This window comes from Chlorobium phaeovibrioides (genome assembly GCF_003968655.1).
GTDB lineage: Bacteria > Bacteroidota > Chlorobiia > Chlorobiales > Chlorobiaceae > Chlorobium > Chlorobium phaeovibrioides.
The window spans coordinates 158,470-175,981 of the sequence record NZ_RXYK01000001.1 but is presented as its reverse complement, the minus strand read 5'-3'; the positions used below and the strand labels follow the sequence as shown (position 1 = coordinate 175,981).

At 51.2% G+C, this 17,512-nt stretch carries 16 protein-coding genes; 8 read left to right on the top strand and 8 right to left on the bottom strand.

What is annotated here, in order from left to right:
- Positions 1-16: 16 nt before the first annotated feature.
- The gene (locus EKD02_RS00795) at positions 17-649 is read right to left on the bottom strand and encodes a 5-formyltetrahydrofolate cyclo-ligase (RefSeq protein WP_126383333.1); all 633 of its coding nucleotides are present in this window, start codon (positions 647-649) and stop codon (positions 17-19) included.
- Positions 650-792: 143 nt separating this feature from the next.
- Between EKD02_RS00795 and EKD02_RS00790 the strand changes: the two genes are divergently transcribed.
- The 4 genes from EKD02_RS00790 (at position 793) to EKD02_RS00775 (ending at position 4,069) form a co-directional block, all read left to right on the top strand.
- Positions 793-1,518 carry a fumarylacetoacetate hydrolase family protein gene (locus tag EKD02_RS00790; protein ID WP_126383331.1) on the top strand — a complete coding sequence of 242 codons (726 nt, stop codon included), beginning with the start codon at positions 793-795 and terminating at the stop codon, positions 1,516-1,518.
- A gap of 23 nt (positions 1,519-1,541) precedes the next feature.
- Positions 1,542-2,861, top strand: coding sequence for a dihydroorotase (locus EKD02_RS00785; RefSeq protein WP_126383329.1), 1,320 nt, complete (start codon positions 1,542-1,544; stop codon positions 2,859-2,861).
- A 141-nt stretch (positions 2,862-3,002) separates the two neighbouring features.
- On the top strand, positions 3,003-3,197 hold the full coding sequence (locus EKD02_RS00780) for a hypothetical protein (RefSeq protein WP_011890140.1): 195 nt from the start codon (positions 3,003-3,005) through the stop codon (positions 3,195-3,197).
- Positions 3,198-3,280: 83 nt separating this feature from the next.
- Positions 3,281-4,069: a class I SAM-dependent methyltransferase gene (locus EKD02_RS00775; RefSeq protein WP_126383327.1), complete on the top strand. Its 789-nt coding sequence runs from the start codon at positions 3,281-3,283 to the stop codon at positions 4,067-4,069.
- A 14-nt stretch (positions 4,070-4,083) separates the two neighbouring features.
- Here EKD02_RS00775 and EKD02_RS00770 read toward each other — a convergent pair whose 3' ends face one another.
- Genes EKD02_RS00770 through EKD02_RS00755 form a run of 4 tightly spaced genes read right to left on the bottom strand, consistent with a single transcriptional unit; the run spans position 4,084 to position 8,867 of the window.
- On the bottom strand, positions 4,084-4,749 hold the full coding sequence (locus tag EKD02_RS00770) for a 3'-5' exonuclease (protein WP_011890142.1): 666 nt from the start codon (positions 4,747-4,749) through the stop codon (positions 4,084-4,086).
- 25 nt (positions 4,750-4,774) lie between these two features.
- Complete coding sequence (locus tag EKD02_RS00765) at positions 4,775-6,724, bottom strand: DUF294 nucleotidyltransferase-like domain-containing protein (protein WP_126383325.1); 1,950 nt, start codon at positions 6,722-6,724, stop codon at positions 4,775-4,777.
- A 40-nt stretch (positions 6,725-6,764) separates the two neighbouring features.
- On the bottom strand, positions 6,765-7,760 hold the full coding sequence (locus tag EKD02_RS00760) for an SDR family oxidoreductase (RefSeq protein ID WP_011890144.1): 996 nt from the start codon (positions 7,758-7,760) through the stop codon (positions 6,765-6,767).
- A gap of 60 nt (positions 7,761-7,820) precedes the next feature.
- A complete protein-coding gene (locus EKD02_RS00755) occupies positions 7,821-8,867 on the bottom strand; it encodes a BMP family lipoprotein (protein ID WP_011890145.1) in 1,047 nt (348 codons plus the stop codon).
- A gap of 265 nt (positions 8,868-9,132) precedes the next feature.
- On the opposite strand from EKD02_RS00755, the gene EKD02_RS00750 reads away from it, so the two are divergent.
- Genes EKD02_RS00750 through EKD02_RS00740 form a run of 3 tightly spaced genes read left to right on the top strand, consistent with a single transcriptional unit; the run spans position 9,133 to position 12,875 of the window.
- Complete coding sequence (locus EKD02_RS00750; RefSeq protein ID WP_185805671.1) at positions 9,133-10,707, top strand: CHAD domain-containing protein; 1,575 nt, start codon at positions 9,133-9,135, stop codon at positions 10,705-10,707.
- Entirely contained in the window at positions 10,704-11,447 is a 744-nt protein-coding gene (locus EKD02_RS00745; protein ID WP_011890147.1) for a ParA family protein, read from the top strand. Before EKD02_RS00750 ends, EKD02_RS00745 begins: the two co-directional genes overlap by 4 nt.
- Positions 11,448-11,459: 12 nt before the next feature.
- Positions 11,460-12,875: an MltF family protein gene (locus EKD02_RS00740; RefSeq protein ID WP_011890148.1), complete on the top strand. Its 1,416-nt coding sequence runs from the start codon at positions 11,460-11,462 to the stop codon at positions 12,873-12,875.
- Positions 12,876-12,879: 4 nt separating this feature from the next.
- On the opposite strand, the gene EKD02_RS00735 is transcribed toward EKD02_RS00740, so the two are convergent.
- Positions 12,880-14,217, bottom strand: coding sequence for a DUF389 domain-containing protein (locus EKD02_RS00735; protein WP_011890149.1), 1,338 nt, complete (start codon positions 14,215-14,217; stop codon positions 12,880-12,882).
- A 272-nt stretch (positions 14,218-14,489) separates the two neighbouring features.
- On the opposite strand from EKD02_RS00735, the gene EKD02_RS00730 reads away from it, so the two are divergent.
- On the top strand, positions 14,490-15,080 hold the full coding sequence (locus EKD02_RS00730; RefSeq protein WP_126383321.1) for a YdcF family protein: 591 nt from the start codon (positions 14,490-14,492) through the stop codon (positions 15,078-15,080).
- 72 nt (positions 15,081-15,152) lie between these two features.
- On the opposite strand, the gene EKD02_RS00725 is transcribed toward EKD02_RS00730, so the two are convergent.
- Together EKD02_RS00725 and recD are read right to left on the bottom strand one after the other, a co-directional pair.
- Complete coding sequence (locus tag EKD02_RS00725) at positions 15,153-15,620, bottom strand: DsrE family protein (RefSeq protein ID WP_126341497.1); 468 nt, start codon at positions 15,618-15,620, stop codon at positions 15,153-15,155.
- Positions 15,621-15,799: 179 nt separating this feature from the next.
- A complete protein-coding gene (gene recD, locus EKD02_RS00720) occupies positions 15,800-17,512 on the bottom strand; it encodes an exodeoxyribonuclease V subunit alpha (RefSeq protein WP_126383319.1) in 1,713 nt (570 codons plus the stop codon).

The window sequence follows — 17,512 nt, the reverse complement described above, 5'->3', positions numbered from 1 at the left end:
TTCGGTGTTGAATTATTCATGAGTCAAGGTCGGTTTCCAAAAAAAAACGGACAACCCCCCGTTCGTGTACAAGAATGTCAAGGTTCTGATCCCAGGGATCAGAGGGAATGCAGTCGGTCATCTGAAAGCTGTATGCATAGCCGATTCGCCAGGGCCGAAATCCCTCTCTGGAAAGCCTTGAGAGAAACCGGTCATAATATCCTTTCCCAAAACCAAGCCGCCTGCCGCATCTGTCGACGGCAACAAGAGGCAGCAGAACAGCATCAAGCCGGGATTCATCAGCCGGAACAAGATGGCGGGGCTGAAGATTCCCAAGCGGTGAAGGCTGCAATTCAACAGAAGCCTCAAGTATAGCTGAAACCATGTCGCTGCCCTTCACAACCGGAACCATCACAGTCTTCTTCATGGCCAGAAGCAGTTCAATCAATGGCGTTGTGTCAAGCTCTCCCTTCGCCTTCATGGGAAGATAGACATGCACGCCCCGTGCCCCGGCAATTTCAGGGAGTGCGGCAGCATGACGCGCTGCCTCAATGCTCAAAGCAGCTCTTGATGAGCCGGGATTTTCCAGCCGGAGTCTCGTGAACCGGGCTCGCAGCGTATCTTTTTCCGACTCATGCATCTGCAGCGCAAAACAAGAAAAAGTTTTCAAATCATTTTATGGAATCAAGCTACATTACTTTAAATGTAAAACAATAGAGGAAAAGGCGCCCCTTGCTCACCGCAGATGACAGGGCAATTAACACTCCTGAAACAATTCACTGGCCCCTTCAACCCATTCCCGGAGGATATTGTATGCCCGAAGAGCTTATAAGCAGAAAAGAGATCGCCCCCGCATCCATTTTTTGTGTCGGGAAGAATTACCCGAAACATGCCCGTGAAATTGAACGAATGGAAGGAATTGAACGCCAGGAAAGTAGCGGCAGTCGGCCCGAACCGATCATTTTTCTCAAACCCTCAACCGCACTTGAAACCTCCGGCGAAATCCTCATGCCCTCTTTTGAAGGAAGACCACTCTCGGATGATATGCACTATGAGGTTGAGCTTGTCCTGCTCGTGGGAAGCCCGACCGATGGATGTAGCCTTGAGGAAGCCACCTCTCTCATCCGGGGCATTGGCGTTGGTCTTGACATGACGCTTCGGGATGTGCAGTTTGAGGACCGTAAAAAAGGCCATCCATGGCTCAAAAGCAAAGGATTCAGAAAAAGCGCACTTATCTCCGACTTTGTGCCCTGTACACCTGAAATGCTTGGATCCAACCCTGAAATATCACTTGAACTGAACGGCAGAACGGTCCAGGAAGGACGGATGAAGGAAATGATACACTGCCCCGAAGAGCTTCTCCACTATTTATCGTATCTTTATGGACTGCGTCGGGATGATTTGATTTTCACCGGAACACCTGACGGTGTCGGCAGAGTCAGCATCGGCGACCGACTTTCAGCAAGGCTTTCCCTCTCCGGGAGCGGCAGAGGTTCAGCACAGGAAATCAGACTGGAAGCAACCGTTCAAGAGTATTAACCCACAACAATAGCAGGTACGGCATGAGCATACTATTTCAGCAGGCCCGTCTTCTCAACCCCGTTGATGGAATTGATGCCATCGGTTCCATTCGCGTTTCAGAAGAGGGAATCATAGAGAAACTCAGCATTGGCAGCAATCCTCTGACGCCAGAAGCTGGCGAGCGGATTATTGAGATGGGAGGCAGAATCCTCAGTCCGGGTCTTTTTGACATGCACTGCCACTTCCGCGAACCGGGACAGGAATACAAGGAAACGCTTGAAAGCGGTGCTGCGGCAGCTGCGGCAGGCGGGTTCACCGGAGTTGCACTCATGCCCAATACACGGCCCGTCATTGACAGTCCGCTTGGTGTTGCTTTCATTCGCCACCATGCAGGCGGGCTTCCGGTTGATCTTGAAGTGATAGGAGCCATGACTGTTGAAAGCAGAGGCGAGGGGCTTGCACCGTTCGGGAAATATGCATCCTATGGGGTTACGGCCGTATCAGACGATGGCTCGGCAATCCAGAACAGCCAGATCATGCGCCTGGCATTTGAGTATGCATCAAACTTCAATCTTCTGGTCATTCAGCATTGTGAGGACCGTTCACTCACTGCAGGTGGCGTTGTCAACGAGGGAATGTATTCCACGCAGCTCGGCCTGAAAGGCATACCCGACATTTCTGAAGCCATGATGCTGGCCCGTGACCTTCTTCTGCTTCGCTGGCTTGAAGAGCACAAACTTCACGACCCATTGCAGAGGCCCCGCTACCATGCGGCTCACATCAGCACGGAAGCATCGCTGAATCTTATCCGTCAGGCCAAAAAAGATGGGCTGCTGGTTACCTGTGAAGTGACTCCCCATCATTTCACCCTTTGTGACGAGGATATGTTCAATGCCGAGGAAAAAGGAAGCTATATCATGAAGCCGCCTCTCAGCTCAGCGAGAAACCGCGAAGCATTGCTGGAAGCGCTTCGTGACGGCACTGTTGATGCCATTGCAACCGATCACGCCCCCCATGCCTCTCATGAAAAACAGTGCCCGCCACAGGAGGCTGCATTCGGCATCATCGGCCTTGAAACATCAGTCGGTCTGACCATTTCACAGCTGGTTGAGAGAAACATCATATCAATGCAGCGGGCAATTGAACTGCTGTCGGTCAATCCAAGAAAAATAATGAACCTGCAGCCCATAAGCTTCAAAGAGGGTTCGGTGGCAAACTTCACCCTCATCGACCCCCTCATCGAGTGGAAGGTAACTGCAGACAAACTCCATTCAAAGTCCATCAATACGCCCTTTATTGGAAAGACACTGAAAGGGAAAGCCATCGGAATCTATCACAAAGGCAGGCTTCAGGAAACCTGAAAAGAGGATGCCTGAAGAGCGTGAGACTGTTTTACACAAAGTCATAGATTGTTGCTGAAGGTTGAAATTTTTATTACTTTCCAATTCTTTTTTGCATAAGGCATGAGAAGCGTAACAACAACCTGAACTACCCGACAGACAATGGCAAAGAAACAATCATTTGGCGAGAAAAATAAAAAGGGCGGCGCCGGCGACTTCAAAGTTGCAAAACTGGTATACTCCGTAAAATCAGAGAAAACCAGCGGCTGGAAATTCATTGAAAAGAATGTCCGTATTCCCAGTGGCGAAAACGACCAGACCGTCATCAACAAGGTCATTTCAGACGGCGTAAAATAAACTCCGGCAGTTTGTCATGCGGGGGCCCCAAAAGCCCCCCGCGTCCATCTTTCCCCCCTTCCTGAAGTTCATTCCCGCAACACATGCCCTCACTTTCCAGTTCTGCTGACAAAGAGAATCAGACGCAATGGTTCAAAGAATGGTTCAACCACCCCCTCTATCTTGCCCTCTACAGCCATCGCAACCGTGAGGAGGCGACTGCCTGCGTCAGGATGATTCTTCAGGAGACCGGCCTTGAAGCAACACTTTCCTCCCCCCCGGCCCTGCTTGATATTGCCTGTGGCGCGGGCAGGCACGCACTTGAATTTGCCAGACAGGGATGGAATGTCACCGCAAACGACCTCTCGCCCTTTCTCCTTGAGGAAGCACGAAAGGAGGCGGCACAGGAATCGTTGGAACTCCGGTTCACCGGGAAGGATATGCGGGATATTTCTGAAACGGCAAGCTACCGGATGGTTGTGCAGCTCTTTACCAGTTTCGGCTATTTTGACTCAATTGATGAGGACAGGAAAGTCGTGTCGGCGGTTTTCAGGGCCCTGCAGCCTGACGGATGGTATGTACTTGACCTTATCAACCCAAGCTACCTGAAACAGCATCTGGTTGAGCGTTCAAGCCGCACGATTGGTGGCATGCATGTCACGGAAAACAGAGTGCTTGAACAGAACCGGATCACAAAACAGATCACCATCACTCCCGAAACGGGCAATGCGCTACGGTTTGCCGAATCGGTACGCCTGTATAGCCCCGGAGAGATCAGGGAAATGCTTGAAGATGAGGGGTTTATTCTTGATCGTCTTACCGGCGATTACAGCGGCACTCCCTTTACTGAGGGCGAATCACAGCGAATGATTCTGTTCTCAAAAAAACACTGAACTCCAATCCCAGACTACTGCATCAGCAGGCTGCCAACAGTTGTAATACCCGCCGTCCGCCCTTTGGCAAGCAACCTTTGAAGCAGCTGTGCGGTCAGGTATGCGTCACCCGCTGAGGTGTGGCGGTCATGCAGACGAATGCCATAGCGCTGGCAGAGATGATCAAGGCGATACTCCCCCGCCTTGTGGGCAAGATTGTGATATGGCCCTTTTTCAAGCCGTTTGGCCAGGCTTGCCGTATCGACCACTCCATTGAAAAGACGGATGCGGAACAGCTCCCAGAGAAGCCTGTTCAGCATAGCCACATCAAAACTCGCGTGCTGGGCAACAAGAATGCTGTTGCCGATATAGTCAAGAAAAGAAGTTACGCCATCCCGTTCACTCACTCCTGAAGCAATGTCTTTTTTCAGAAGGCCGTGAACACTCACAGACTCTTTTTGACCAACACCGGGCTGGCGGACAAGCACCTCAAACGAATCAGCTATTGTGATTGCCGATCCTTCAAGAGCAACTGCGCCGATTGAAATCACGCGGTCATTCTGAAGGTCAAATCCTGTGGTTTCAGTGTCAAAAACCACGAAACGGGCTGTCTGCAGGGACGCCCGGGAGGCTGGTCCGGTGCCCATCCCTTTTACATAGCGGCAGACAGTATCAGGAAGACCGCCTCTGTGGCACCGCATCCGGGCATACTGACGCAGGAGAATGTCAGTCACGGATATAGTCAAGCTGGAACCTCATGTTAAGGGTTTGCTGGATGTGGCCAATGGTTGAAAACACATTGCGCAGCATCTGCCGATCAAGTTTGTTCAGACTCTCCGGCTTGATGTACCGCCCTGAGCTTACCTGCTCAAGACCGTTTTCGGCCCGTAATCTGATCAGAAAGTCATAAGCGGATGCTGCCTCAAGAGCCAGGTCCTTCAGCGGAGGGTCAAGAACTGCAATTTTCTGGAACCGTTCTACCGTGCTCAGGAAATCAGGAATTCTCAGCTCATATGCCAGCACTCTGGCTGCATCGGCAAGCGGCATCATTGCCCTTGACTTGATATCGAACTCATTGGCATGATCGCGGCTTTTCTCAACAAGAAAGTTCCGGAAAAAGCCGAGTGGCGGCGGGTTCTGGAGTGCGTTTTTTGCAAAAAACTCAAGAAAGCCTCTGCCTTTTTCCATTTCAGCAAAAATCCCTTTTTTGAGCTCCCCTGCAAGCGAAGCATCACCATCAACAGGACGGAAATCAAAGAAAATTGTGGAATGCATAACCGCTTTAGGCTCGGGCGTGGCAATCCACTGATGGAAATAACGCTTCCACTCAGAGAGAGGCTGGCACCATTGAGGGTTTGACGCCATCACTTCGGCTGGACAACGAACAAATCCGGCGCCTTCCAGCATACCCGTCACCCTTCTTCCCAGTTCAAGATAAAACTGATGGCAGCTTTCGGACTCTTCAGGGGGGGCGTCCCGGTAAATAATTGCATTGTCCTGATCGGTTCTCAGGAGCTGTTCACGCCTGCCCTCACTTCCAAGCGAAAGCCAGCAGAATGGCACTGAGGGGCGCTTCATTCCTTCTGCTTCCATGGCATCAAGAGCCATTCGGATTGAGCGGACGATGATTGCATCATTGATTTCCGTCATGATGCTGGTAATGAAATGCACAGCCACATTCTGTCCAAGATAGACGCCAAGAAGCGTCTCGGCCTTATCGCGCTCAATCTTCAGCTGCTCCATGCCCTCTGCACTCATGATCTCTTTCATGATGACAGCTGGATTGTTGCCTTCTGAAGTAATGATATCATGCTCGGAAATCATTCCCGCAATGGGACTTCCGGGAGTTCCGTCTTCAGTGATGCAGAAATGGCGCAGCTTGGTCTTGACCATGAGCATAACCATGTCGGCGACTGTTTTCCCGCCGGTAATCGTATAGACCGGGCTGCTCATTATCTCATTGACAGGCCGTTCATTGACGGCTCCCGCCATGGCAACAACTTTTTTGCGAAGATCAGTATCAGTTATGATGCCAAGCGGATGGTTCGCAGGAGAGGCTACAAGAATTGAGCCGATATTGCAGTCGGCCATGATTTTGGCGGCCTCCCGTATGGTGATGTCGGGGGGGCAGGTCATGACGCTCGTTACCGGCTGTACCTCAAGGGTTTCGTGCTCAAGGAAACTACTGTATGACTGCTGGCTGAATCGCTGGTGTCGCTGCGAAAAAGCAGAGGTGAGCGTCCGCTCCATCTCCTGAAGGCTTTTGGCAAATTCACCGGCAAAAAAATTGGAGACACCGTTGTCGGCTGCAATGAGCCGCTTGATTTTTTCTACCGGAATGTCATACACGAGACTCTCTTCTGCCACCTGTGCACAAAGAAGATAGTTGGTGCCGCCAACAAGAGCCCTGACGCCGAAAATGTCACCCTCATCACACATGTCAACCAGCACCTCCTCTCCATCAATCGTGTCGAAAAGGCGCACCGCTCCCTTCATAACCATGAATGCAGAAGCCTTGAGAGCATCACCTTTACTGAAAATGATCTCTCCATCATCATGGTAGCTGACGGTAATCGATGAGGCAAGGTCTTCAAGAAGATCGGCACCAAGTGTGTCAAACGGGGGATACTTCCGGAGATCGGCGGCAACTCGTTCTACAATGGTATTCGAAGGCATGGGCATCTCCATGAAGTGATGCGCTGAATTCAGCCATTCCTTAATTCAGCAGGTTTCGGTCGCGATACCATTCAAAGGCTTTTCGAACACTCTCCTCATGAGGGGCAACACTCATATTGAGCTCCCGGCGTGCTTTTTCCGAGTTGTAAAACAGAAACTCGGAGGCAACCCTGAACATGGAGAGATTGAAAAGTTTGGAAATTTTGTTTTTGTTTTTCTTGCGGTCAAGCACCGACTTGAGAATTTTTGCAATCCCGAAAGGAAGTGGAAGACGAACCTTTGGCGCTCCCGTAATGCGGCTTATGGTATCGGCCAGCTGCTTGTAGGTCACATTTTCACCGCCGAGGATATAGCGCTCTCCTGTCCTTCCATGGTCCATTGCAGCCATGATTGTATCAGCAACAATGTCAACATCCACAACACAGATACCCCCAAGCGGGTAAAACGGCAGGCGGCGATTGTAGACATCCTTGATGATTCGTCCTGCATTGAAGTTAATGTCGCCGGCACCAAAGACAAAAGCCGGATTGACAATAACACAGTCAAGACCCTTTTTCACAGCCTCTGCAACGGCAATCTCAGCCAGATGTTTGGTCCGGGCGTACTCAAGGTTGATTTCATCAAAGTTCCACCGTACCGATTCATCAACAGGCACCCTGTTTTTTGCAATACCGACCGCTGTTATGGAGCTGACATGGACAACCCGCTTCACACCAGCTTCAAGAGCGGCATCAAGAATATTTTGTGTCCCCTCAACATTGATGCGGTAAAGCAGTGCATTCTTCTTGTCGCCCATATAGGTAAGGCCGGCTGAATGATACACCTGATCAACCCCCTTCATTGCTTCGCCAATCGCTCCCCTGTTTGCAAGATCGCCATACAGTACGGTAATGTTGTTCAGGACTGATTCAAGAGGCCTGAGGTCGGAGGACTTTCGGACGAGAATAGTGATGTCGTCACCGGTGGAAGCAAGCTTGATCACGAGTTGTGATCCAATAAAACCGGTTGCTCCGGTTACAAGAATTTTTTTGCGCACAGCTCGGGTTTATCTGACATTAAACAAATGTTCAGGCTGTTACGCCTGAATGGAAGCCTTTCAATCAAGGCTGGTGGTTTCATCGAGAACAATCTTTCCTGAAAGGATGTCAGCCCTGAGCTGCTCAACCCGCTTATGCACGGCAGAGGAAATCAGTGCGCTGTTTTTTTCATTATACACATAATCAGTATACCGGTCAGCAAGACCATACGAAACTGCGGTTCCTCCGGCAAACGACCCGTCAAGAACCGATTCCACCATTGCAAGAACAGCCCGATCAACAGCCTTAGTCATTGTGCTGAGTACAAAACCGGGAGCAAGATACTCCTGGTCGCGGTCTGTACAGATGACAAGCTTTCCGCTCTCCCTGGCCGCCTCAATGACACCAAGGCCGCTGGCTCCTGCCGCCTGATAGACAATGTCGGCTCCTCGTCCGTACTGGCCAAGAGCCAGTTCACGACCCTTGGCAGGATTGGCAAAAGCACTGCCGCTCATTCCTATATAACCGGAAATAACGGTTGCCTCGGGGTTGACAAAATGAACTCCTTCAGCATAACCTGATTGAAATTTCCTGATGACGCCTGACTCCATTCCCCCAATAAACCCAACTGTGTTGGTTTTGGTCACAAGTCCGGCAATTGCACCGGCAAGAAAAGAGCCTTTTTTCTCCTCGAACACCATGCCTGCAAGATTTGAGGGTATCGTCACGCCCGGGCTCCGGAGGTAATCGACACAGGCAAACTTTTTATCAGGAAACTCTTTGGCCATATCGGCAATATCCTCACTGAACAGAAGCCCGACACCTATGACCAGCTGCACATCGGGATTGACTGCCATAAGGCGGAGTGCAGCCTCACGGTCTGAACCCTGTCCATCGGGTTCGGCGAACATAAAATCAATCCCCCTTCTGCTGCGGGCCATTTCAAGACCGTTATAGGCAGAATCGTTGAATGATCGGTCTCCGCGACCGCCAGCATCAAAAACAAGCCCGACAGTCAACGGTGCGGGTGTATCTGAAGATGAGGACGGACGCTCCCCGTCGCCGCTCCGGGAACATCCCGAAAGAATGGTGAGGATAGAAAAAAGTATGGTAAAAAGGTATTTCATCCAGAAGAATCGGGTAAAGAGTGCTCGCTCAGAGCGAAACCGCTTTTTGGAAACACCCAAGTTATGAAACTCCAGCCCTAAAGTAAAACCTCTTATGCCATTGAGAGTTAATAATGGCGCATTTTGAAGGTTACATTACCGTTACACGGCACTTTTTCCGGCAGATCTTTCTATATTCCAGCAAGCTGAATTTCACAACCTTGAACCTGCCACCCGTTAAGACATGCCGCAGGTTCCATACGCAATCACTAACGGAAGGGAAAGAATGCCAGAACTGCCGGAAACAACAGTCATCAAGTTCAATCCGGACTCTGTCGCCATATCCGTTCCCCATATTCTTGAAAATACCCGATACAGCCTCTCTTTCCCTGAGAGAAAAAAGACATCCCGTCATTATTTCGATACCTTCGACTGGAAAGCATTCTCTTCGGGTCTTACTGTGCAGTCGGAAGGACGGACACTATCCATCAGGGAAATTTCCTCAACGCGCATAATCGCCTCTGATACGCTGCCCTCCAACACTCTCTGCTTCATGGCGGAGGGTTTCCGTCCGGGGAAATTCCCTACCATTCTCTCGCACATCAGTCCGCTGCGCGCTTTCTGCAGACTGGCCTCGTTTGAAGTTGTATCGGTGAAGTGGCGGGTACTGGACCATGATGAGAAAACCATCGGAACCATCATTGATGAATCCATAAGCAGTATCAATGATGCGAATAAAGGCCCCATATTCCATATCATCACACTCACTCCCCTGAGAGGCTACAGCCAGGAAATGGCAACTGTCAGAAAAGCGCTTCAGGGAGAAACTGTTGAAAGCGTTTCAGAAAGTGCTGCCGGCATTTTCCAGGAGCTGATGCGCCACTCCGGAAAAGAGCCGGGGGATTACTCCTCAAAAATCACCCTGAAACTGGATGCAGAGGCTCCGGTGCATGAAAGCGCACTTCGTCTGCTGCGCTTTACCACTGAGGTCATGCGACGCAATGAAGAGGGAATCAGAAAATCCATTGACACCGAGTTTCTGCACGATTACAGGGTTTCTCTTCGACGAGCCCGCTCTATTCTCGCGCAGCTCAAGGGTGTTTTTGATCCCCGGACAGCCAACCACTTCCGGAAAGAATTGAAAGAGCTGGCAGGACGGACAAGCGCACTGCGCGATCTTGATGTCTATCTTTTGGAGCAGCATAACTTTCCGGCATCACTTCCGCCCGTCCTCCGTGGTGGCCTTATGCCCTTTTTTACCGGCATCACCTCCACCCGCCAGAAAATTCACAGAAAGCTTGACAGATATCTGGGCTCCGAAGAATACCGGAATCTGATGAGTGAGTGGGAAGCGTTTCTCTCAGTCATGCAACTGCCTGACCCCGACAAGGCTCCTGCCGCTTCATTGGCAACAGGAAAATCCGCCCGAACTTCCATCAAAAAATCATGGAACCGGGTCAAGAGGAACGGGAGGCGTGTGAGCAGGGAAACCACTGACCCGGAACTGCATGAACTCCGCATTGACTGCAAAAAACTGCGCTATCTGATGGAGTTTTTTGCCTCACTGTTCCCCTCCGACAGAATCGGACCTGCTCTCAAGCAGCTCAAACAGCTACAGGAAAACCTGGGAGAGTTCGTGGACTGCTCAGTCCAGCTGGAGTTTCTGCATGCGCATCTTGACGAAGCATCACGCAACGGGTGCGACACAGGCCTTGCCGCTTCTCTTGGCGGCCTCATGACGCGCCTCTATGAAAAGCAGGAAGAGGCGAGAAGTACCTTTCACGCCTCCTTCCGCACCTTCGACAGCGACAGAACCGCCGCGCTTTTTGAAGAACTGTTAACTGAGAGAATAAATAAATGAAAAGCATTGCCCTCTACAGCATAAAAGGTGGCGTAGGGAAAACCGCCGCTGCAGTCAATCTCTCCTACCTGACTTCCCTCAGCGCTCCTCCCTGCCTCATCTGCGACCTTGACCCGCAGGGGGCGAGCTCATACTATTTCCGCATTACCGCATCCAAAAAATATGACAGCGACAAATTCCTGAAAGGGAGCAAGAAAATATACAGCAACATCAAGGCGACCGACTTCGAAAATCTTGACCTTCTGCCTTCCGATTTCTCGTACAGGAATCTTGACATCGAGCTCTCCGAGGAGAAAAAACCACAGAAAAAACTCAAGAAAAATCTGGAATCACTGAGCGATGACTATAGTCATGTTTTTTTTGACTGCCCGCCCAATCTCACACTCCTCTCCGAAAGCGTCTTTTCAGCCTCCGACATCATTCTGGTTCCAATGATTCCCACAACGCTCTCCATTCGAACCTACAATCAGCTTATTGACTTTTTTGCCGCCAACAACCTTGACCGCAGCAGAATACGGGCATTTTTCACAATGGTTGAAAAAAGAAAAGCAATGCATCGTGATATCATTGCCCGGTACGGTGATGCTCCCGGTTTTCTCCGCCAGACCATTCCTTATAATTCAGAAGTCGAGAAAATGGGTGTCTACCGTGCCCCGCTGACAGCCGTAAAGCCAAACAGCATTGCGGCAAAGGCATACAAGGGGCTTTTTGAAGAGCTCATGGGAGAAAAAGGTCTGTAACCCATAACGACCATGAACATCCGTACCCTCATCCATTTTCTTAAATGGCTGGTTCCTGCACTCGCCCTGCTCTATCTCCCGCTGGCTTACCTGCTGTTCTTCCAGAACATCCGTGATCTTGACGACATAAAGATACAGGGAAGGGCAAGAATCATTCTCAGCTACGACCCCATCAACTATCTTATCTATCGCGGAACCCCCATGGGCTTCAGCTATGAAGCTGCTGAACACTTCTGCAGATATCTGGGAGTTGACATGGTTGTTGTTCTGGCTGAAGACATCAACCAGCAACTTCCGGCCCTGAAATACGGAAAGGGTGATATTGTTGCCCACAACCTTACCATTACCCCTCAACGAACGGCAATTGTCTCGTTTTCAAGCCCTCTTGACTATACGGAGCAGGTACTCATCCAGAGAAAGCCCCGGCCTGCCGCCAAAGGGGAACCGGCGCCCCGACTCATCCTCTCTGCTGAAGAGCTTGAAGGAAAAACTGTTTCCGTGCGAAGGGAGTCTGCCTATTATTCACAGCTGCTGAAACTGAAGAATAATCAAGCCATAGCGCTGAGTATTGAAACCGTTCCGGGAGTGACCAGCACAAGCCAGCTGATCCGCGATGTTGCAACAGGCGCCATTGACTACACCGTGGCTGACCGCGATATTGCAGAAGCTCACAGAACGCTCTATCCGAATCTTGATTTCACCACAACCATCAGCCCCCGTCAACCGCTTGCCTGGGCTGTCGGAAAACGATCGCCACAGCTTGAAAGCGAACTCAACAAGTGGCTGTCCCGAGCTGACACCAAACTGCATTTGAGGATTCTGCATGCAAAATACTATGACAGGCAATACACATTCAGACGCAGAACCCTGCATGCGTTCCATTCCGAGAAAGCCGGAATGATATCCGTCTATGACAACCTCATCAGAAGCTATGCCGCAAAAATAGGCTGGGACTGGCGAATGCTTGCATCCCTGATGTATGAGGAGTCACAGTTTGATGCAAATGCCGTATCATGGGCCGGAGCAACAGGGTTGATGCAACTCATGCCGGCCACTGCCGGTATGTTCAAAATCACAAACCTGTTTGACCCCGAATCAAACATACGGGCAGGCACGCGCTACCTGAAAATGCTGCATAAGGAATGGAAGGATATTCCCGATCCGGAAACAAGGCTGAAATTCATACTCGCGTCGTACAATGTTGGTCCGGGGCATGTGAGAGATGCACAGGCTCTGGCGGTCAAATTCAAGAAAGACCCGCATCTATGGGAGGATAATGTCGAGCACTATCTCAGGCTCAAATCAAAGTCTAAGTACTACCGGGACAAAGTCACCCGATATGGCTACTGCAACGGAATCATGCCTGTTGAGTACACAAAAAACATTCTTGCCCGCTACAACCTCTACCAGCAGGCGATCCCTCTCTGAAGCATCACTCAAAAACCACGGTCACGCCGTTATCCTCAAGACGGACCTTCAACCAGGCTGTGATTTTTTTCTTTTCAGCAGGAGCGAGTTTCCGGGAGGTTGTCATATGCACAAAGGCCACCTTCTGCGGGCTGCCCGGCTGCTTGGCCGCAAAGCGGTATGATTCACCATACAGGCATGCAGTCACCTGGGGAAACAGCGGCTGCATTTCCTTCAGAAGCACCCTGCCGGTATAGCTCCTTGTCCGAAGGCTGTCTTCACGCCGGGCGTTATCCTGAAGAGCAAGAGAGAGGCGGTTCACCTCAGCTTTCATTTGGTCGCTTTCAGTGATTTTGGCCGTTATTTCGGAAGAAAAATCCGAGAATGATATCCCCTGCTCGAAAGTGATTGTTGCTTTCTCAAGCCCGAACTCGACCGCGCGCTTTTTGATGCCAGATTTGTCTTCATCTGTGAGTTTCCTGCCGCCATAAACAAGCGTAATGATTTTGCTGTCGGCATCAATGTCATGACGCAGAAGATACTCCCCGTTATAGAGGCTGACACTTCGGGCCAGTTTCCCCGCGTTTTCCGTAAATCTCTCTTTCTGGACAAGCAGGTATCCGAAATAGATGCTTGGAATCAGGGTGAAAAGAATGACGATGGTGATCCAGCGGTTGATGACTGCACGACGGTCTTCATTGATGCTGCTTCTGAGCGGGAACTTCATCACCTGTGAAAATGCTACGGTGGACAGGGCGATGAAGACGGTATTGATGGTGAAGAGGTAGAGGGCCCCGAAGAAAAAAAAGAACTGCCCGGTCGCAAGACCGTACCCGGCGGTACAGAGCGGGGGCATCAGCGCTGTGGCAATGGCCACGCCGGGAACAACATTGCCCTTGAGCTTTGTTGTCAGTGAAAGCGTTCCCGCAAGACCTCCAAAAAGAGCGATCATGACATCGTAAATGGTAGGGCTGGTGCGGGCAAGAAGTTCAGAGTGTGCAATCGAGACCGGACTGATTGCGAAATAGATGGTTGAAGCGGCAAGACTGGCAAAAACCGCAAACGAGTAATTCTTGAAGGCCTTGCGGAGCAGAGGAAAATTGTAGGTGGCAATACTGTACCCCATGCCGTTGATGGGGCCCATCAGAGGCGAAATGAGCATGGCGCCGATAATGACAGCTGTGGAATTGATGTTGAGCCCCACGGATGCAAGAAGTATTGCAAAAATCAGGATCCAGAGGCGGCTCCCCCTGAACTCGATATCACTCTCCACCGCCTTATGAATGGCGTCAAATTTCTCGGCATCATTGTGGATGCTCAGGGAACTCAGAAGAAGCCTTATGAGATTGGTATTGGTCGGCATTACGGTATGAAGAGAAGAGGGTTGAACCAGCCAGGGAGAACATGCGGCATTATATTAATTTACGAATATAAACACATCCCGCATCGTCAATCATAGCCTGTAGCGGCAACAGGCTAAAAAAAGAGTGGACCGGATTGAATTTGTTTGGATGATCCAGCAATAATTGCCATCATATCTTCCTTTCTAATAGCCCAAAAGATCTGTCAAGCTGATGAAGCCGCCAGATTGCCGCCGTCTTGCTCCATGAGTGCCTATTCTTCAGTGACACGCCCATGAAAGGTCTTGCTGCAACAGTCTCACGATTTCTTCTCGTCCTTTCCGCCATAGGCGCATTGGGATTTCTTGGCCTTGGCTACATAGTCTCTTTTCATGCCGCCCCGCCTGTACAGTCCGATGTCATCATTGTGCTCGGAGGAGACAGCGGCCGACGGGTAAAGCATGGAGCCGCTCTCTACAAAGAGGGATATGGAGCACGCGTTGTCCTTACAGGCATTGACAGGCGTTTTTACCGCAAAGGCCATCTGAACTGGCGGGAGCGGAGAATGAAAGCGCTCGGCGTACCGCTCAACGCCGTTCTGGTTGACACACGCTCAGAAACAACATGGGACGAAGCAGTCAACAGTTCCGCCCTGATGAAACAACGGGGGTGGCGGACAGCTCTTGTTGTCAGTGATCCCCCCCATATGCTGCGACTGCAGAAAACCTGGGAAGCCGCATTCGAAGGAACGGACCAGACCTTTGTCCTTACTGCCACAAAACCCGGGTGGTGGGATCCTGTACTCTGGTGGAGAAACCCGATAAGCTACCGGTTTGTGATCAGCGAAGTGAAAAAGAATCTCTTTTACGCCGTTATGTACTATTGAAAAGAAAAAGCCGCCCTTTGTGGGCGGCTTTTTCTTTTCAACTCAACACTCTTGTCTGAAATTCTCTGGCAATCAGAAGGTAAAGAGCTTGATTCCAGCTTCGTTCATTGCGGCTGCAACAACTGGAGGCTTTGCTACACTGATGCCTTTGATGAGATCCTTCGCCGTTTTACCGGTGTTTGGAAGGTAGAGAGGGCAAAGCTCGACTTTCACGCCCTGGGCAATAAGACCGGCAAGAAGCATCTGGGGTGACTTGTCAAGCGGCTTGAATGAGGTCTGAGGGCTTTTGGTGAGGGCAAGCTCTCCGGCAGGGCCACAGAGAAGAATCTGCACGCTTTTGCCCTGTTTCAGGGTCTGTGTTGAAAGCACCATTGCCATCATCTGCGTCATCGGATCAGCATCGGTAACAACAACAAAAAGACCTTTGGTTTCTGCAACTGCCCGGGCAGGAGCTTTTGCATCGGCGGAAGAGGCCTGCAAAGGCGAAAGTGAAGCCAGCACGAGAGCCAGCATTGCTACGGTTCTGGTAAATACGCTCATAGGTCTATTCTCCTGTCTTTTTAACTATAGGTTTCTGTCAATTGTAAAGGCCACACCACAACTCTGGCCTACCCTCTGCAACTCCTGCAGAAGTAAATCAAGATACAAAAACCACAGCATGCAACAACCTTAACAATTATTAAAAGAAGGGTTTACGCAGAAGAAAGGGCGAAATCCATTCACACACCATGAAGAATGTCGCAGAGCCCTGAAAGCCTGATTGTTGTTTTTTTGACGGCCTCTTCAAAAACACTCGCCTCTCCCCTTACTTCAAGCAGGGCACGGGCCCGGGTAATGCCGGTATAGAGGAGTTCCCGGGTAAGCAGCGGGCTGCCGGCCTCAGGAAGAATCATGAGAACATGGTCAAACTCCGACCCCTGACTTTTATGAATGGTCATGGCATATGCAGTTTCATGCGACGGCAGCCTCTCGGGAGCAATTGTCCGAAGTGAACCGTCAGCCCTCATGAACGCAACCCGCATCCGGCCCGGGTGAAGAGCATCTTCAACCACTATGCCGGTATCACCATTGAAAAGATTGAGGCTGTAGTCATTGGCGCTGAGCATGACGGGCCGGCCGGGATAAAAATCCTCAACCGGATCAATGAGGCCGGCCTGCAGGAGAATTTCCTCAACCAGCCGGTTGAGTTTCATGACTCCCGTTACCCCGGGCCCTTCGCGCAATGCTGCAAGAATACGGAACCCCTCAAAGTGACGAAGCGCCCCGGCGGGTGTTTCTGCTTCAAGATAGGGCCGGTACCCCTCAACGATGCACTCCTTGAGTTCCTCGCGGAACGCCATTTCTCCGGTTACGGGCAAAAGGCTGATGCCGGAAACCGAGCTATCCATAAGAAGGGCCAGGGCGGAGGCCGCGTTCCCCGCATTGACAGCCATGCTCAGGCGACCCAAAGCGCTTTCACCGCTGAACCGGTAGCTTTTGTCAAGCGTGATGACAGAGGCTCCCATCGGAGAGTCGGGCTCGCGGGCGGCTGCAGAACAGATATCGCCGAGCACCGCCCCGGACTCCACCGAAGCCAGCTGGTACTGGTCGCCAAGAAGGATAAGCGAAGCTTCAGGACGCATTGCCGATACAAGAGCGGCCATGAGGGGAAGAGCAATCATTGAGACCTCATCAACAACAAGTATGTCGAGAGGAAGCGGGTTTCGGGCGTTGTGCCGGAATCGTGTCGACCCCTGGATGGTGCCGAGAAGTCTGTGGATGGTGGAGACGGCTCCGGCCTCCCCGGACATCGCCTTGAGAGATGACTGAAGTCGTGCTGCCGCTTTGCCGGTTGGCGCACAGAGGGCAATCCTTTTTTTCCGGCCTCCCTCCTGCTGACGGAGAATGGAGAGGATTCTTCCAACGGTTGCTGTTTTGCCGGTTCCGGGACCTCCTGCTATGATGGTCAGTTTCCCTGTAAGAGCCGCAATGACAGCCCGTTCCTGCATCCCCCCCGCTTCAAGTTCTCCCATAGTGCGGAGTGAAGACAGAGCATCAGAAGCGGCTGTTTCTGGTGCCCTATGCCCGGCCATCTTCAGAAGCCGCGCTGCAAGGTCATGCTCAAGTTTCCAGTACCGGTAGAGATAGAGCCGCCCTTTTTCATCAAGAACAAGCGGACCCGTTGCTCCTGGAGCCACAGCCGCTCCGGAGTCATATAAAAGAGAGCGAAGAGCCCTCATCGAAGGCATGGCAATCCTGTTCCCCTGATACTCCACCATTGTTTCCTGAATGGAGGCGAGATCAAAACAGACATCACCCGATGCTGCGCTCCGGGCTGCCATTGAAACCGCAAGACGGAGGGGTAAGGAATCGCATGTATCTCTGCCAATAAGACGAAGGATAAACCGCGAGAAATAAGCGTCCGGTGCGCGCTCTTCATAGATGAGCATCAT